This is a genomic window from Paenibacillus ginsengarvi (assembly GCF_003626695.1).
In the GTDB taxonomy this organism is placed as follows: Bacteria; Bacillota; Bacilli; order Paenibacillales; family NBRC-103111; genus Paenibacillus_AB; species Paenibacillus_AB ginsengarvi.
In genome coordinates, this window is the sequence record NZ_RBAH01000004.1 from 343,831 (window position 1) to 362,066 (window position 18,236).

General features: G+C 46.8%; 15 protein-coding genes. 2 read left to right on the top strand and 13 right to left on the bottom strand.

The annotated features are described in order from the left end of the window. Nucleotides 1–39: 39 nt before the first annotated feature. Together mtnK and mtnA are read left to right on the top strand one after the other, a co-directional pair. A complete protein-coding gene (gene mtnK, locus D7M11_RS08180) occupies nucleotides 40–1,245 on the top strand; it encodes an S-methyl-5-thioribose kinase (protein ID WP_120746668.1) in 1,206 nt (401 codons plus the stop codon). Between the two features lie 25 nt (nucleotides 1,246–1,270). Further along, on the top strand, nucleotides 1,271–2,359 hold the full coding sequence (gene mtnA, locus D7M11_RS08185; protein WP_120746669.1) for an S-methyl-5-thioribose-1-phosphate isomerase: 1,089 nt from the start codon (nucleotides 1,271–1,273) through the stop codon (nucleotides 2,357–2,359). A gap of 27 nt (nucleotides 2,360–2,386) precedes the next feature. On the opposite strand, the gene D7M11_RS37075 is transcribed toward mtnA, so the two are convergent. From D7M11_RS37075 to murJ, 13 genes are all read right to left on the bottom strand, one after another. After that, entirely contained in the window at nucleotides 2,387–2,569 is a 183-nt protein-coding gene (locus D7M11_RS37075) for a hypothetical protein (protein WP_120746670.1), read from the bottom strand. Between the two features lie 326 nt (nucleotides 2,570–2,895). Beyond that, nucleotides 2,896–3,993 carry a GNAT family N-acetyltransferase gene (locus D7M11_RS08195; RefSeq protein ID WP_158606508.1) on the bottom strand — a complete coding sequence of 366 codons (1,098 nt, stop codon included), beginning with the start codon at nucleotides 3,991–3,993 and terminating at the stop codon, nucleotides 2,896–2,898. Nucleotides 3,994–4,343: 350 nt separating this feature from the next. After that, nucleotides 4,344–5,465 (bottom strand): DegT/DnrJ/EryC1/StrS family aminotransferase, encoded by a 1,122-nt coding sequence (locus D7M11_RS08200; RefSeq protein WP_193556145.1) that lies wholly within the window; start codon nucleotides 5,463–5,465, stop codon nucleotides 4,344–4,346. A gap of 112 nt (nucleotides 5,466–5,577) precedes the next feature. Continuing rightward, nucleotides 5,578–6,180: a sugar transferase gene (locus D7M11_RS08205; protein ID WP_120746673.1), complete on the bottom strand. Its 603-nt coding sequence runs from the start codon at nucleotides 6,178–6,180 to the stop codon at nucleotides 5,578–5,580. A 308-nt stretch (nucleotides 6,181–6,488) separates the two neighbouring features. Continuing rightward, nucleotides 6,489–7,715, bottom strand: coding sequence for a glycosyltransferase family 4 protein (locus D7M11_RS08210; protein ID WP_120746674.1), 1,227 nt, complete (start codon nucleotides 7,713–7,715; stop codon nucleotides 6,489–6,491). Between the two features lies 1 nt (nucleotide 7,716). Beyond that, a complete protein-coding gene (locus D7M11_RS08215; RefSeq protein ID WP_120746675.1) occupies nucleotides 7,717–8,997 on the bottom strand; it encodes a nucleotide sugar dehydrogenase in 1,281 nt (426 codons plus the stop codon). Next, nucleotides 8,990–10,006, bottom strand: a complete 1,017-nt coding sequence (locus tag D7M11_RS08220) for an NAD-dependent epimerase (RefSeq protein ID WP_147433407.1) — start codon at nucleotides 10,004–10,006, stop codon at nucleotides 8,990–8,992. Before D7M11_RS08220 ends, D7M11_RS08215 begins: the two co-directional genes overlap by 8 nt. A gap of 29 nt (nucleotides 10,007–10,035) precedes the next feature. Then, nucleotides 10,036–11,976: an asparagine synthase (glutamine-hydrolyzing) gene (gene asnB, locus D7M11_RS08225; protein WP_120746677.1), complete on the bottom strand. Its 1,941-nt coding sequence runs from the start codon at nucleotides 11,974–11,976 to the stop codon at nucleotides 10,036–10,038. Between the two features lie 23 nt (nucleotides 11,977–11,999). Then, complete coding sequence (locus tag D7M11_RS08230; protein ID WP_120746678.1) at nucleotides 12,000–13,166, bottom strand: glycosyltransferase family 4 protein; 1,167 nt, start codon at nucleotides 13,164–13,166, stop codon at nucleotides 12,000–12,002. Between the two features lie 15 nt (nucleotides 13,167–13,181). Beyond that, nucleotides 13,182–14,246 (bottom strand): glycosyltransferase, encoded by a 1,065-nt coding sequence (locus D7M11_RS08235; RefSeq protein WP_120746679.1) that lies wholly within the window; start codon nucleotides 14,244–14,246, stop codon nucleotides 13,182–13,184. Nucleotides 14,247–14,273: 27 nt separating this feature from the next. Continuing rightward, complete coding sequence (locus D7M11_RS08240; RefSeq protein WP_120746680.1) at nucleotides 14,274–15,443, bottom strand: glycosyltransferase; 1,170 nt, start codon at nucleotides 15,441–15,443, stop codon at nucleotides 14,274–14,276. Then, complete coding sequence (locus D7M11_RS08245) at nucleotides 15,376–16,704, bottom strand: O-antigen ligase family protein (protein WP_120746681.1); 1,329 nt, start codon at nucleotides 16,702–16,704, stop codon at nucleotides 15,376–15,378. The genes D7M11_RS08240 and D7M11_RS08245 overlap by 68 nt, the downstream gene beginning before the upstream one ends. Then, on the bottom strand, nucleotides 16,697–18,235 hold the full coding sequence (gene murJ, locus D7M11_RS08250) for a murein biosynthesis integral membrane protein MurJ (RefSeq protein WP_120746682.1): 1,539 nt from the start codon (nucleotides 18,233–18,235) through the stop codon (nucleotides 16,697–16,699). The genes D7M11_RS08245 and murJ overlap by 8 nt, the downstream gene beginning before the upstream one ends. Between the last annotated feature and the right edge of the window lies 1 nt (nucleotide 18,236).

Genomic DNA, 18,236 nt, shown 5'->3' on the forward strand with positions numbered 1-18,236 from the left:
GGTATAGCAGTTGCTGGACCATTTTGACGGAGGTGCGTTATGACGCAATATCATCCGCTTACCGAACAGGAAGCCATCGAATACGCCAAATCAATACCGGGGTTGTTTCAGGCGGACGCCGCCTTGTCGTCCCGCGAAATCGGAGACGGCAACCTGAACCTCGTTTTTCATATTAGCGATCCGGCCGCAGGGACAAGCATTATTTTGAAGCAGGCGCTTCCGTATGCCAAAGTGGTCGGCGAGTCTTGGCCGCTGTCACTGGACCGCTCCCGGATCGAGAGCGAAGCGCTGCAAATCGAGGGCGAGCTATGCCCCGATCTCGTACCGCGCGTATACCGGTACGACACGATTCTCGCGCTGACCGTGATGGAAGATTTGAGTGATCATATCATTATGCGCAAAGGCTTGATCGAACGCCGCGTTTATCCGCGATTTGCCGGCGATATCGGCCGCTTTCTCGCGCGTACGCTGTTTCACACTTCGGATCTCGGCATGAATCAGCAGGCGAAGAAGCTGCGGCTGCAGCAATTCATTAACCCGGACTTGTGCAAAATAACCGAGGATCTGATCTTCGATCATCCGTATACGAATGCCGATACGAATAATTTCGACGAGGCGATCCAAGACGAAGCCGAAGCGCTCTGGAACGATCAGGAGCTGCATCTAGAAGTGGCGAGGCTGCGCCAAGGCTTCCTGACGAACGCTCAGGCGCTGCTGCACGGCGATCTGCATACGGGAAGCATCTTCGTAACGGAGCATTCGACCAAAGTGATCGACCCGGAGTTCGCCTATTACGGGCCGATGGGCTTCGATATCGGCGCTGTGCTGGCCAATCTGCTGCTGAACTTCGCCGGCCAGGAAGGCTGGAGCCCGGATAACGCCAGCCGCTCCGAATACCGCCGCTATTTGCTGCAAACGGTCAAGGACGTCTGGGCGACGTTCGAGCGCGAGTTCCGCTCGCTGTGGAACGAAGGCTGCGTCGATCGCATTTCGCGCACGCCAGGCTTCCAGGATGAATACGTCCGGCAACTGCTGCGCGACACGTTCGGTTATGCCGGCTGCAAAATGGTACGGCGCATCGTCGGTCTCGCCCACGTGGCCGATATCGACACGATTGCGGAGCCGGCCGCCAAGGAGCGGGCTCAGCGGCTCTCGCTTGCGATCGGCAAAGCGCTCATCAAGCATCACCGGAACGCCGCTTCGATCGACGAACTTATCGACATCGCCGTGAAAGCGGCCGAATAATACGGATAGAGAGGATTACAGCGATATGAGTCATGCAACTACTTCGCCGGACCGGAGAGGTTCGGCGAACGAGCCTTTGCAATCGGTGCTTTGGGCGGGAACGCATCTGGATCTGCTCGACCAGCGGCAACTTCCGGAGGAGATCGTTTATTTGCAGCTCCATACGTCGGAAGACGTATGGGAAGCGATCCGGCATTTAAAAGTTCGGGGAGCTCCGGCCATCGGCATCGCCGCTGCGTTCGGCGTATATCTAGGCGTACGCCATGCGGAAGGGAACGCGGAGCACATACTGGCGGAAGTGAACCGGCACGCCGACTATTTGGCGACATCGAGACCGACAGCCGTGAACCTGTTCTGGGCGCTTGACCGGATGAAAGCGAAGGCGGAAACGCACGCACGCAGCGGCGAGGCGGACGGAGAGGCGCTCAAAGCGGCCATGCTGGCCGAGGCGGAAGCGATTCGCGCGGAGGACGAGGAGACGTGTCGCCTGATCGGCGAACACGCCCTGACGCTGCTGAGCGACGGGATCGGCGTGCTCACCCACTGCAACGCGGGCGGTCTAGCTACGGCCAAGTATGGCACGGCGCTCGCGCCGCTGTACCTCGCCAAAGAGCGCGGCTGGGACATCAAAGTGTTCGCCGACGAAACGCGTCCGGTGCTTCAAGGCTCGCGACTGACCGCATTCGAGCTGCAGCAGGCAGGGGTCGATGTGACGCTGATCTGCGACAATATGGCCGCTATGGTCATGTCCAAAGGCTGGGTGCAGGCGGTGATCGTCGGAACGGACCGCGTGGCGGCCAACGGAGACGTAGCGAACAAAATCGGCACGTACGGAGTCGCCGTCTTGGCGAAAGCGCACGGCATCCCGTTTTACGTCGCCTGTCCGATGTCCACCATCGACCTGAACACGCCTACGGGCTCGGAAATTCCGATCGAGGAGCGCAACGAGGACGAAGTGACGCAAGGCTTCGGCAAGCGAACGGCTCCGGCCGGAGTCAAGGTGTTTAATCCGGCATTCGACGTGACGCCGAACGAATATGTGACCGCGATTATTACGGAGAAAGGTGTCGTGAAGGCGCCTTACGGGGATGGGCTGAAGAGGTTGTTTGAGTGACAAGCAAAAAAAGACGCCGTATGACGGTTAACCGTCATACGGCGTCTTTTCTGTGTCTCCAGGCACAGTCGGGTTTTCACTGGTGTTAGAAAGCGGTTTTGTGTAGACGTCCACGACTTTTGAAGCAAAAAAATCCGATGTTTTGCTACTGTCGATCGCTACTTGCTGTATAATGTCGTAGATGTCCAGGATCACTCGCTTCTCCACCATACGTAAAGATCACTCCAGCTCTAACGTTTACTCACCACAGCCATGTACTAACAAAATATCCTACCTGATACATTTTGTATACTAATTCTTATTGTAAGATACATTTCGGATCTATGCAACAATAAAAAATGATTAATACCGAGGAACAACTAGGGTAAAGTACCCTTGGTAGTCCTATAGCAGGAGAATGTCTTTATAGAAAGTTCAATCCACGAAGAAACGATGTCGGTCGCCGTCTATTCTTCGGCCGAGAAACCTATTAGATGTAGAATGGTGCACCAAATCACTGTACTTACATTTCTTGAATCAACTTCGACCTCAATTGCTTATCCCCCTTCCGCTACGGAAAGAGGTTGCTGCTGCAATGCCGGATGACGATATATCGGGAAGTAGCTGTCGTCTTCGATTTTACCTCGGGCTGCTTCAGCAAGCTTGTTATAGATATCAGGGAGATGTATTTTTTTACCTAAGTAATAATCCATGTTGGTGTCCATATTAAAGGTCTGCTTAAACTCGTAGAGACTATCGTTACCCGTATACCCTCCACCAAGATGCAAATATTCATAACCGCGGTTCTTTGCCCAAAGCATCGCTTCGTGAACAAGCAGATTAATAGGGCCGAATTTCAAATAGGTCTTGTCGGAACCAAGTAGATGATAATGCACGTACTTGTTATAGTGCATGAACAAACAGGATGCAATAATCTTATCTCCATAAAGCACTTCTATGAGCTCGATGCTACCTTCGAGAAATTGTACTGTATTGTAGAAAAAAGTCTCGCTAAAATAGTAATAGGAGTGCGCATTGTTTTTATCCATAGTAGAGTAATAGAGTTTTACGAAATGTTCCAATCGACTCGGATCCGCATGGCGAATCGCTAAGCCTTCCCGGTAAGCTCTCCGGATGCGATTCCTGTTACCTACCTTATAACGGCCCGATATAATTTCTTCATCATCAGTCAAGCTTAAACAAATTGTATTTCTGGAGAAAAAAGGACTAGTAGCTATATAATCTTCATAATTTTTGAGAATGGGATGAAAGCGTACGAATTCCGAGACGATACGTTGTTCGCCACAAAACGTTTGAAAGGAGGAAGAGAAGCGTTCGAACAGCTCGGCCCTTTCATCGGGATCTTTAACATTGGTTATTGGACCACCGTAGCCATAAGGCGTTGTAATGTCAAACAAGGGACCCATGATTTCAGCTGCCTGGACACATTGCATATGATCAATGCGCCTCAACAAGAATGGATAACAGACAATCGAATCACCCTCTGTATATACGAACATCTGGGATTGACCTTCACCGTTTTCCTCATAAATCCTACAATATTCCAACGTATAATAAATATCAGATTCCGGAATGAGAGATAGATAATGATTCCACATAAGTGAATCTCTAGCAGTAAGTACGATCGTATTCATAAAGTCACCCCTATTCATATCTTAACCAACGCTTTTACCGGTTCCTGATTCAGAAATTGAGAAGGCCCTTCCTATACCACATACGTTCCAAACTCATATTCGGACAAAGGCGCTTATACTGATTTTCACTAAAAATTTAGGGAGATGAATGAAAAGGCCGATCGCATAATGATCGTTAAAAGGTATTTAACGTCCTTACGACATCTTCATATGTTTCAGTATGATTTGCTTCAAACTTTCTACGTGCGATTTAACGGTATCACTCTCGCAGGTTTCCCGATTTGTCTCTGCGATAAAAGCTTGAAGCTCTTCGGCGAACTCCCGCAAGTTGGTCCCTGTTTTCGTCTTACTCATACGGTCACTGCCTTCTTCAACGCTTGATCGATAATATCTATAATCCTTCCTTGATCGTTCATGGATAGGCTGGACCCGGATGGCAAACAAATTCCGTTCTCGAACAACTTGTCTGAAACGCTATCATCCTCTTGATGCGGGTAGTAAAAACAGTGACGAAAGAGCGGCTGTAAGTGGAGCGGTTTCCATACTGGACGAGCCTCGACATGGTTCTCTGCCAAAATATCTACAATTTGGATAGCTGATATACCGCATCGTTCCGGATCGATAGTGAGTGCCGTTAGCCAGCGTGTCGATGATCCGAACTCAGCTTCGGGCATGAAAGCAATTCCGTCCCGGTCTGATAAATGACTGAAATAATTACTATAGACTTTTCTTCTCGCAGCTATCCGCTCATCCAAAACCTTTAACTGCCCCCTGCCAATGGCAGCAAGCACGTTGCTCAACCTGTAATTATAACCGATCTCGCTATGCTGATAGTGCCGAGCCGGATCCCTGGCCTGCGTCGCCCAATACCGCGCTTTATTTAGCGCATTCAGATCTTCGGAAACGAGCATGCCGCCGCCGGACGTCGTAATAATTTTATTTCCATTAAACGAATATATGCCGAATTTGCCTAACGTTCCGCTTGCTTTGCCTTTGTATATCGCTCCCAGCGATTCGGCCGCATCTTCTAGGACAGGAACCCCATATCGGTTGCATAATTCGAGAATTGGATCCATATCTGCGCTCTGACCATATAAGTTTACGACAATAACCGCTTTCGGTAATTTACCAGCCTTGTTCGCATCGTGTAACGCCCTCTCAAGAGCAAGCGGAGACATGTTCCACGATTCCGGCTCCGAGTCGATGAAGATAGGAACCGCGTTCTGATAAAGGATTGGGTTTGCCGAAGCAATGAACGTAAGACTGGAGCAAAAAACCGTGTCCCCTTTGTCGACATCGAGCAACTTCAGAGCAAGATGAATTGCGGCCGTGCCAGAGCTCAGCGCAAGTGCACCGCCGGCTCCCGTATACCGAGCCAGCTCGTGTTCAAATCCATCTACATGTGGTCCAAGCGGAGCGAGCCAATTGTCACGGAATGCTTCTTCAACCAACCTAATTTCCCACTCCCCCATATGGGGCGGCGACAAATATAACTTGTCGGTCTCGTTTCCCACTTTACCTTCCCTCCTTTGTATCAACTGATTACAACCGATAGAGCACCGACATGAATACCGCTCACCAAGTCTATTGCTCCCCTGAGCTACCCATAAATGTAGGCATCGTAGCATGGCCCTGTTTACTAATACCTTCGCTTCGGAACACTTTGCCGATCGTTCTCCACAAAATTACGACGTCCAGCCATAAAGAACTATGATCTACATACCATACATCCATAGCGAATTTTTCTTCCCATTCAATATTATTCCTTCCGTTAATCTGCGCCCATCCGGTTATTCCCGGCTTTACCTCATGTCTTCTTGCCTGCTCGGGCGTGTAGCGGTCCAAGTACTCCATCAAAAGCGGTCTGGGACCGACTAAACTCAATTCTCCCTTAATTACATTGAATAGCTGAGGAAGCTCATCAAGACTGAATCGGCGCATCCATGTACCGAATGGGACAAGACGTTGTTCATCCGGCAACGGTTTCCCATCGTGGCCGTTTTTATTGATCATTGTACGGAACTTGAATAACTCTATCGGTTTGCTCCGATAGCCCGGACGAACTTGAACGAATAGTACCGGGGAACCCATCTTAATACGGACCATGATCGCCAAGAACAGGATAAGAGGCGTTAGCAGAATTAAGGCTGGGATCGATATCGCCAAATCAAATATCCTCTTGATCATTCGCTTGAACTCCTTTGATACGCAGTTGTGGTTACCTATTCATACGACGGTATAAAGTCGCGTTTAAATGGCGTATACTGGTAACCATGAAGGAGATGATTTATATGACCCAAGCAGCCCTAACAATCCGTCAACCGTTTCTTCTGGCGGAAGGACTCGGAATTGCAATGGAAGTAACGCTATCGGAGCTAACCGCCCAGCAAAAAAAACGATTCCATTCGATAATCGAACAAGTGAAATCGTCAAGGGAAAGTCGAGCTCCTGTATTCGATCGCGAATCCAAAGATATTCTGCTTGACTGTCTCCGTTTATTTAGGCAAAGTCGAACGTGGCGCTGGCTCCGTTCCGACATGGTTGACGCGTTGTCCGACTTCGAGAGATTTGTCAGGAAAGCATAGGGCATCAAATAACCTGATCTGGTTTGAAATGACGACCGATTCGTCGAACATCGCTTCAGCCATTTGCCGGCCGTTTCGGCCGAAAACTTCTCTCTTGATGCCGTCGTCTGCAAGTTCGAGCATACTATCAAATAATTCCGCTGAGTTGCCCTTTTTCACCAAAAGTCCGTTTTCGCCTTGGATGACTTCCTCGCGACATCCGCGAATATTGGTGGCGATCACGGGCTTTCCCATAGCCATCGCTTCAATGATCGACCGCGGAAGTCCTTCACGGTACGAAGGAAGAACAAATACGTCGCTCAAGGCCAGAAGATCCGGAATGTCTTTGCGATATCCAGGCGCTATTATGCCGGGGCCCTTCAACTGCTCTTCTATCCGAAGTCTCGTCTCCTGATCCCGTTCACTTTGCAAAACATCTCCTATCATAAGAAGCTTGACCCGGGGGCGGCAGCTGCGCAATCGCGTGAAAGCTTCAAGGAGCTCCAAAACCCCTTTTTCCTTTACAAATCTGCCTATAAAGGAAAAAACGATATCGCCATGAGCGATACCGAACTGCTCCTTGAGAGTGGCTAACCGATTTGGATCCAAGCGCTGCATATTAAACTTGTTACGAACATCAACTCCGTTTCCAAGGTGCATGATACGGTCGCTGCTCGTGAACCGATGATCCAGACTCAGCTCATAATCTTCCCTGCTTTGAAGCAGCAGCCAATCTGTGAAATATTTGGCGAAAAATTTTTCCAATCCGTAGAACACGCGGTATGCGACTTGCGACATACCGTCGTGAAAATAAAAACCGTGAGCGGTGTAAATGATATGCTTCGCTCCGGCCAGTTTGGCAGCCACTCTGCCGAGTATTGCCGCAACCGGTGTATGGACGTGAACGATTTCGTATTTTTCGGTCTTCATAAGTCGGTACAACCGGAATAGTGATTTCAAATTGCTGATAAGGCTGATTTTTCGGTCGATTGGAACATTTCTCATTGTTAATCCTTGCTGCTCCAATTGCGCAAACCTGCCTGTATCCGTACATGCATTGTGGACGACATAGCCTTGTCTCATGCTCTCCAGAACGAGTGGCTTGAGCAAGCCATCGACGGAAATGTCGATCGCGCACACTTGCAATATTTTTTTCATTTTATAATCTCCACAATTTGATTTGATCCGGACAAGACGACGCATCCAACACGCTCTTCACGTCCGCAACAACCCCTGAACCCTGCTTTAGTATCGCAGTAATATTGTTCCAGCCCATATCCGTGAAGGCATGATGCGGAACGGCCAGTAATATGGCATCAGCAGGTTCAAGGCCGTCGAGCGGTACGAGCTCCAAACCATACTCATGTTGAACTTCCTTCGAATCCGCAAGCGGGTCGGATACTTGAACCCGAACTCCGAATTCGCAGAGTTCTTTCACGATATCAGCTACCTTGGAATTACGTATATCCGGCACATTCTCCTTGAAGGTTACACCCAATACCGTCACGACCGAGCCTTGAACCGGCACGCCGGTCAAAATGATTTGCTTCACAAGCGATGTTGCGATAAACTGACTCATGGAATCGTTTATTCGGCGCCCCGCCAAAATAACTTGCGGGTGATAGCCTACGCTTTCCGCTTTATGCGTCAAGTAATAAGGATCTACTCCTATACAATGCCCACCTACTAGGCCGGGAAGGAAGGGAAGGAAATTCCACTTCGTTCCGGCGGCTTTAAGCACTTCGGACGTATCGATATTCAATTTGTCGAATATGATAGCCAGCTCGTTCATTAATGCGATGTTCAAATCACGCTGAGTGTTCTCGATAACTTTTGCCGCTTCGGCCACTTTGACAGTAGGAGCCCTATAGACGCCGGCTTCAACGACAGAGCCATATACGGTTGCAACGACATCAAGAGTTTCTTCGTCTTGCCCGGATACGACCTTAACGATTTTTTTGAAAGTATGGTTACGATCACCCGGGTTAATTCGTTCCGGTGAGTATCCGACAAAGAAGTCGACGCCCGCTTTAAAGCCGGAGTGCTTCTCCAGCGCAGGAACACATACTTCCTCCGTCGTACCGGGATATACGGTCGATTCGTATACAACGATCGTTCCATTTCGCATATGACGCCCGACCGTCTCCGATGCTTTTATAAGCGGCGTCAAATCCGGTTTCTTGGCTTCATCGATAGGGGTAGGCACCGCAATAATAATGAAATCGCAATCGCTCAATGCGGTCGGATCGGAAGTAAAGGTAATAGAAGCAGCTTTCAGCTCCTCATCGGTTACTTCTCCGGTATAGTCCCATCCTTGCTTAAGTGTCGCGATCCGGTTCGGATTAATGTCAAACCCGACTATAGTTTTTCTCTCGCCAAATGCAACTGCAACCGGCAGTCCAACATACCCTAATCCAACAACACCTATTTTTCTATTCATGTACGTTCACCCCGTAATATTGTAAGTACCAATCCGCAAACTTCCCAATCCCTTCCTTAATATCCGTTTTCGGTTTGAAACCGACATCGTTCATCAAGTCGTCAACGTCAGCATACGTTTGGGGAACGTCTCCGGCCTGCAACGGGAGAAATTCTTTTATGGCCGTACGTCCGAGCTTCTCCTCCAGCGTTTCGATAAATCTCAGCAGCTCGACCGGCTGGTTATTGCCGATATTATAAATTTTATACGGAGCGTAGCTCGTTCCGGGATCCGGCTTCGCGCCGCTCCACTCCGGATTCGGCGTAGCTTTGCTTTTCACTAATCGGACGATCCCCTCTACGATATCGTCTACATATGTAAAGTCACGCAGCATCTTTCCATGGTTGAATACTTGAATAGGCTTTCCTTCCAGAATCGCTCTCGTAAACAAAAAAAGCGCCATATCCGGGCGCCCCCAAGGTCCATAAACAGTAAAAAAACGCAGCCCTGTCGTCGGCAGGCCGTACAAGTGGCTGTAAGTATGGGCCATCAGCTCATTAGCCTTCTTCGTAGCCGCATAAAGACTAAGTGGATGGTCAACATTTTGATGTATCGAGAACGGCATCGTCGTATTGGCCCCATAAACCGAACTGGATGAGGCATAGATCAAATGCTCTACCTCGTTATGCCTACACGCCTCCAATATGTTAACGAAGCCGACTATGTTAGAGTCAATGTAGGCATACGGATTGACCAAGCTGTAGCGCACTCCCGCTTGGGCTGCCAAGTTAATGACAGTAGTCGGACGATATCCGGAAACGATGCGCTGTACCGCTTCGCGATCCTCCAAATCGTTTTCAAAAAAAAGAAACCCCGGATATTTCTCCAGGATTTTCAGCCTATTACGCTTCAAGCGGGGATCGTAGTAGTCGTTAACATTGTCGAGGCCTATGACCTCGTGACCTTCATCGAGTAATCTTCTCGTAAGATGGAAGCCGATAAACCCTGCTGAACCTGTAACCAATATCATGTAGATATGTCATCCCTTTCGACTTTGTTTTAAGAAGCGTTGTGATCAATCCACGCTTGAAACATTAAAATATCCCATAAATAATAATGCCAATTCCGCTTTCCCGATACGTGCTCCTCCCATTTTTGCCGAATCGGCGCGGGATATAAGTATCCTTGTTCTTCCATCTTCCTCGCATCTAGTAAATGCTCCGCCCATTCGCGCAAAGGGCCTCTCAGCCAATAATCGATCGGTACCCCAAACCCTTGCTTCGGTCGATCCATTATTTCTTTTGGCACGTATCGATAAAGGATTTGGCGCAGCAGCCACTTGCCAGTATCGTTCTTTATTTTCATAGACAACGGAAGCTTCCAGGAAAACTCTACGATTCTATGATCTAATAAGGGAATTCTCGATTCCAAGCTTACTCCCATGCCGGCCCGGTCTACCTTCACCAAAATGTCGTCCGGCAAGTAACTAACCGTATCGAGATACATCATCTGCTCTTCATAATTGGTAATTGAATTAGGAATTTCACTATGGAAGATAGTGTTCGGCTCAACAGCCCCCTTCACGATTGACTGAGGTGCCTTCCAGTGCGACACCTTATTCCTGTAAAATGACTGAGCGTTCGTTTCGCCGAGGAATTCCGCCAATAAATGAAGCCGATCGCCGACATGACCTTTGCGTGAGAACCAACCAAACCGTCGGTTCCATGTTTCGGCGGGGACAGACCGAATTATGTTTGAGAAGCTCTCCCTTCCTATTTTTGGAAACCTGTTAAGCTTACCCCATAACTGCTGGGTCGAAAAATATCGATTGTATCCACCAAACAATTCATCTCCTCCATCCCCGGACAGACTGACCGTCACATGCTGCCTGGCCAACTGCGCTACCAAAAATGTCGGAATTTGCGAAGAATCAGAAAATGGTTCGTCGTACAAGGACGGAAGGATCGGTATGATGTTCATTGCTTGATCAGAGGTTACATAGAGTTCTGTATGGTCCGTGCCTAAATAGCTAGCGACCGTTTTGGCATGCATGGCTTCATTATAAGCTTGCTCATGGAAGCCGATCGTAAATGTTTTGACCGGTCGTTCGCTTATCGATTGCATCAAGGCGACTACTGTTGTCGAGTCGATGCCGCCGGAAAGAAACGCCCCCAGCGGGACATCGGCGACCATTTGATGCCGTATCGTGTCCAGTAAAAGCTCATTCAGATGGTCTACCGCCTCGGTCTCACCTCCTGCGAACTCATTGGTCTTTCCGGCAATTGCCGCCTGCTGTACCGACCAATACGGCGCTACGCGATACTCAAGAGTCGTGATATCCAGAACGAGCAAACAGCCTGGCTGAAGCTTATGTATTGAAGAAAAAATCGAATACGGTGCCGGAATGTAGTTATGTCTTAAATACAAGGTGAGCGCGTTCCGGTCGATTGGATTGCGAAATTCTGGATGCGCCCGCAACGCTTTGAGCTCTGAGCCGAACAAAAAAACGTCGCCCGCTCGGCCGTAATATAGCGGCTTTTCCCCTAGCCGATCCCTAGCCAAATATAGCTTGCGCTCCCGCTTATCGTATATGGCGAATGAAAACATACCAACGAATTGCTCCAATGACCGCTCCATTCCCCATTGCTCAATGCAAGCGAGCATCACCTCCGTATCGGAATGGCCTCGAAGATGGGCTTCCGCCTCCCGATTCTCGACTGTCAGCCGCGCGCGCAACGAACGATAGTTGTATATTTCGCCGTTAAATACAATGACGTATCTGTTCGATTGAGAAATCATCGGCTGATGTCCATCTTGTGACAAATCTATAATTGATAATCGTCTGTGTCCTAGAGCTACCCCAATTTCTGGGTCCGTCCAACTGCCGCTAGAATCCGGTCCCCTGTGTATAATACGATTTGTCATAGACGTAATAATCGCCTCAAGTTCATGTTTCGGAGTTTCTCTCAAACCATCGACAAATCCTGCTATTCCGCACATTGCTTGGCTCCTCGTTTTCGTAATTAAGTTGATCCCACCGATTGTCGTCTATTACCGACAAGCAGTATATCTTCATACAAAGACTCATACCGTTCGACAACCGAGTTCAAGGAAAACATATTTTGAACCCTTTGCCTCGCACGCATGCCTTTTAGGCTTCGACTTCTGGAGTCAGCTTCGTATATTAGCTTCAATCCTTGAGCCAGTTCTTCACTTTTTCCGGCCGGTACGACGACTCCGGTTTCCCCCACAATCCAAGCGCAATCTCCGACATTTGTCACCACACAAGGAACTTCACAGCTCATTGCTTCTCCGATGACATTGGGGAATCCCTCGCTTGTTGAACATAACGTGGCAATATCTAATGATGCAGTCACTTCCGGAATATCGGATCTTCCGCCTAGTAATAAAACTCGATTGTCTAGACGTAATTGTTCGATCATTTCCTTCAATGCTCTATTTTTGTAGTCGACGTCCCATCCAACAAGTAAGAAATACACGTTATCTGAACGTGTCATTTCAAGCAACCGGGCAGCAGCTTTCAGAAATGTGGCGTGATCTTTCAGCGGATGATATCGTGCTATAAGCCCAATGCAGAAAGCATCATTCGGGATTCCGAGTTCGCTGCGGATTTTTCGTCTAGCGCTTTCTGAGGCTTTGAATGTATCAGTGTCAAATCCGTTGGGTATCACTTGAAATTTTTCTTCCGGATATCCAAGGAGCTGACTATGTTGTTTTACGCTTTCCATGGAATTGTTAATAATTTTGACCGGCAATCTGGATAATTTACCGCCCAACCATACAACCGTAGCTGTCGAAGCTTTTAAGGCTCGCAAGTCGCAATGGGACCCCCGGATGTTCCAAACGACTGGTACATGCCGAAGGGTCAAGTGACACGCCAAATTTCCGTGATACATCCATCCTTGAAGCAAATCAGGTTTTACACGTTTTACAATTTGGACGAGTCTCCACCAATGGTGCGGCAACATCAAACCTGACGGCATGTTTACCGTAAAGAGCGGCACCCCGAGCCGTTCAATTTTCTCACCGTAAACCCCTTTATCCATTAAGGATATGACAGACGGTTCAAACCGCTCCATATCCGTTTTGGATAACAGCTTGTAAAGCATAGCCTCGGCACCACCGGCGTAAAGGCCGGTAATGATATGGGTTATTTTGAATCGTTTCATCGGTCTCTCCCTCGGCTACTCTTCAAGAATTTTGGAATACTTTGCTATAATCGAATTCAAACCAAAATTGTCACCCAAAGACTTGAATACTTGCGGCCCAGGCTTAACAAACCATTCCTCACTCCATGCAAATCGTTTCTGCACTCGATCCGATTGATGGGTCAGTTGCATAATCTCGCCTGCACCTCCGGCATTTTCGATCGTTATGACCGGACACCCGATTGTAATTGCCTCCAGCAGGGCGTTCGGCAATCCTTCATAATATGACGACAGCACAAATAGATCCGCATGCTTTAACCATACAAACGGATTATCCTGAAATCCCGCAAAAACAACGTGTTCTTGAAGACCGAGACGATTGCGAAGCTTAATCAAGTCTTCTTCGCCTGCGCCCCCCCCGATAATCCATAAGCGAGCATCCGATTTCATTTTTAACAAATCCGGAACGGCCTCGATTAAACGGTCAAACCCTTTTACGGGGTTCAAACGCCCTATCGCCACAATGTTGGTGCCCACTTTAGTTTTATACGGATTTGCTGAACTTTCGGCCTTTTCCCAAATCGCCTCTATATCTACCGGGTTATAAATTTGAACCATCTTTTCTGATGGGATCGCAAAGTTTTTTCTCAAATCCTCCATCATATAAACCGATTGGCATACAATCTTATCCGCTTTTTTATAAAATGTTTTATAAAGAAAGCTCCAAATTTTCGATTTTCCTTGCAAACTTTGCGATGCTATGCTTCCTTCCCTTACTAGCAACTTCAAGTTTCCTGGAAAGAAAGGTTTCAGTGCGACTAGAAAAATATTAAGATGGCCAAGCGTCGACATCATCGTATCCGGTTTAACGGACCAGACCAATCTTAAGAACGGTAGAAACGAGTTCCTGACCCTTTTGCTCTTCAAATCGTGCACCGTCACATCCTCGGGAATATCTTTTATATACGGACCTTCTTTTGATACGACGGCCAAGTGCAGGTCGAATCGTTCCCGATCCAGATGCTTAAGCAGTGTCAGCATAACCCGCTCGGCACCGCCTCCGCGCAGCGAAGGAACGACCAGCATTATTTTTTTTTTCATTTATGCACCTCTGTCACACTCTATCGATTATGAACCGATCGCCTTATCCAATTTGCAATACATTTCCCTATAGTTTTGTGCCATAACCTTGAGCGTGAACAGTTCTTCCACCCTCTTCCTTCCGCGTTCTCCCATCGCGACTCTTGCATGATGGTCCGATAATAGCTTCATGATAGCTCCCTTCAATTGATCGGAGTTTCGGGGAAGCACCACGTACCCATTAAAATTATCGATTACGGCTTCCGGATTTCCGCCGACGCGTGTCACGACAAGCGGCAACGAGCATGCCATTCCTTCCAAGATTGCATTGGAGAACCCTTCCTCGTAAGAAGAGAGAACCTGAATATCCGTAATATTCAAAATGTCTACCATGTCTTGCCTTACGCCCAAAAATTTTACTTTATCGGCAATATCCCAATGTTTTACCAACCGTTCAAGCTCCGATTGCATTCCAGCGTCGCGGCCTACGAGCAAAAAACAGACATTGCTTTGCCTTCTTAATACAGCCGCAGCCGCTTCCACAAATTCGAGGTGCCCTTTATACGAATGCAGATTCGCTACATTCGTTACAACATAATGATTCTCTGGAATGTGCAACTTTCTTCTAAGCGATTCGGTATCGATATGGCTTCTCTTAAATGTAGATTCATTTACACCGTTATAAATTAAGGTTAATTTCTTCGCAATAAACTTCTCGCGCTGCAACGTATCGTTATAAACTTCTTTAGAATTGGCCGTTACAACATCTGCGAAAATGTTCGTCATATTCTCGATCCATTGCAGCCATGGCTTTCGATCTTTATATGCGCCCAAACTTCTACGGCTTGTGACGATATTTTCAATCCCTGCCAACTTCGCGGCAATGACACCATATACGTTCGCCCAATACAAGTACGTATGAACGATGTGGGGACGATCTTCTTTCAAAGCATTCCTCATTTTCCAGATGACTTTGAGGATGAGTTTCATAAATTGCAAGCGGGAACAGCAATTGACAATTCCCATTACTTTAACCGGTACGCCGATTTGTTCAACTTGGCTGGCTAATGCCCCCTTCTCTCTAAGGCAGTAAACAATAGGCTCAAACAAATCCTTATCCAATTCCTTCACCAATTCGACCACATGACGTTCAGCTCCACCTGGAACTAAAGTCCCGATAATATAAACGATTCTGACTTTTTTTCGGGAACCACCCATTATCCACACTCCCCGTCTTAAGACCTGAAACTGATAATAGCGCAAGCGCAGTAACAAAAGGTTGGAACGTTAGTAGATTATGGTTAAAAAATCCTTCGACTATAAAAACAAGTACGAATGCGATTCCGGCTCGATTTTGTTTTGAAACAAAAAATAACAACAATCTAATTAATACATAGATGAGGACTAGCAAGCCGATCAAGCCATAATCGGTCCAAACGAGCAAATACAAATTGTGGGGACCGACGGGCAATGAACCAGAAAAACCCGTTCCGTGTCCAACGAATGGCGACTCCGCGATCAGATTTATGTACGTGGAGATTAAGTCGACTCTGCTGTCCGACTTTATCGAATCCGAATCGCCATTTAACATTTCTTGGACTCTCTCGAATCTGGTTTGCCCGGTGCTAGTTTCATATAGGGTGCTTATATTCGCGAAACTGCTGCTCGCGTATATAATAAAGAAGGCCGCGACGGTCGTAATTGAGACTTTCACCAAAAATTTGATCCTGTTTTTTCCTAAACTAACCGCCACGAAACCGACGTACAATGCAAAAGCGAGCGAAAAGATGATAATGCCCCCTCTGGACAACGTCGCAAATATACCGATCGCCGTCATGATCCACATCACGCCGTCCATTACTTTGTATTCGTTCCAATTCACACTTAATATAATCAAAATGACCAGTATGTAGCCGCCAGTGTTAGGGTTCTCAGCAAATCCTGCCGCCCTACCGATGACATTGGTATATTGCCCACCTTGTACGACATCAAGTCCCACAGAGTATAAGTATATGAGCAATGCCGCTATCGCAAACCATTTCGCAGATTTCTCGATATACTTGATACAACCGGTACATACCAACATGATCAGAAAAATAAGATAGATTAAATAATGGGTGCCTTCGTTTTGAAGACCAAGTACCGAGTTTGGATGAAGACAGTACAATAGACCCACGATTGCAAGCCAGAAATAAAATAGAAGTACATCCTTGATGTGGACATACATTTGAATAAAACAATATGCACCGTCCTTCATATATTCTTTGTACAAACAAAATAAGAACATCCCCAATGCGGAAACTAACTCCAAGCTACCTATTGAAATGAACAAAGGCCCTTTTTTACCCAGGTCGTAATCCAGCGACGAAAGTGTAATTACGAATAATACACAAGCCATAATCCAAACGATCCAGTTCGCAATATCAATCTGAAGTGGCTTTGACTGAGAAATGTTTTTTTTCGATCCGGTACTAGGCATGTTCCCTCACTTCCCCGCCCCTGCCTCCCGTAAAAATTCGCTTAATATCAATTTGGAATAGGCGATATATGAATAGCAAGCAAACAGAACAAATCACCGTAGCAATGGTCAGCCATAGCACGAGTCCCAAGTTTCCCGTTGGGGTCGCAACATTTTTTATTGAACCAATCAGAGCCAAAAGGCACAAATTGGACATCACCGCTTTAAGCAAAAACTGGACAGTTTTTCTTTCGAGCAAGTGACCTACTCTTCTGGTAAGAAAACAATATAACAACGTCATCGTCGCTCCACTGGCAATGACTGTACCTAGCGCAATACCGTTATGCCCGTAAAACCGCATCATCAAAATACTGGTGCTCACATTTACTACAAGTCCTATCAAAGAGACGATTACTTGATCTCTTGCATCTTGGATTGCATTATAAACTCTTGCCAAAATGGTGTTACCTAGTTGGAAGTATAAGCCAACGGAATATACGGCCCAAGCCGTTGAAGTATACCGGGTAGATTGGGCATCGAATGCTCCTCGTTCAAATAACAATTTTACAATTAGAGGCGAAAAATGAATTATTATAACGGCGATTGGAAACATAACTAGGGCATAGGCCGAGAAAATATGGTTTACATTATGTTTCAACTGTTCAAGTTTGTTTTCCGCGATCAGTTGCGAAAAAGACCGCATTGTCGTCGAAGATATCGTAAGGACTAGTATTTGAACAAATATCGAATTTAACTTGTCTGCGTAATTTAACGACGAAATGGCTCCTTCATACAAGTGACTTGCCAACAATTGACCAATCATTGGATTTGCATGACCTAAGGTTGCACTAATGAGCAGAGGAACCGTTAATACTAATGCTTTTTTTGTTTCAGGATTAAAAAAATTGAACCCGCGAGGTAAAACTATGCTTGCTTTGCGCAGAAAAAGGAGCTGTACGGCGATGTCAACAATCGAGCCGATCAACAAACTATAGCATAAAGTAAACATATCCTTATCGGGGTCTGTAAATATGTATCCAATAGAAACAAATGCACCGACCAAAGCCGAGATGCATGGCATAATAAAATTGTTTCTAGCGTTGTATAAGTTTTTAAGCAGAATGATTCCACAATTGGTTAGCAACGTGAATATGAGCACTTTACTGAGTGAAACCAATAAACCGAAATAACCATTATCAAATCCGTAAGGAAGCAGCTTGAGCAAGATTTGGGAAGTTGAAGTAAACAATGCTATGAGAGCAACGACAAAAGCGATCATTAGTAGACTGATGCTTTTATATATGCGCATTGATTCCACTTCACCGTATTTGACCCTACTGGATATAATAATCGGAATTAATGCGCCTTGCAGTGGTCCCATCAGCAGCCCAGATAACAGGATCGGAATAAAAAGCGCCATGACAAATACGTCATATTCGATATTTGTCCCGAAATAAAAAGCCACGATAATATTTTTTCCGAAGCTGACAACATTGCTGATTATCGTAAACATCATCAGGACTACCATAGGCTTTTTCAAAAAAGCCGTCATT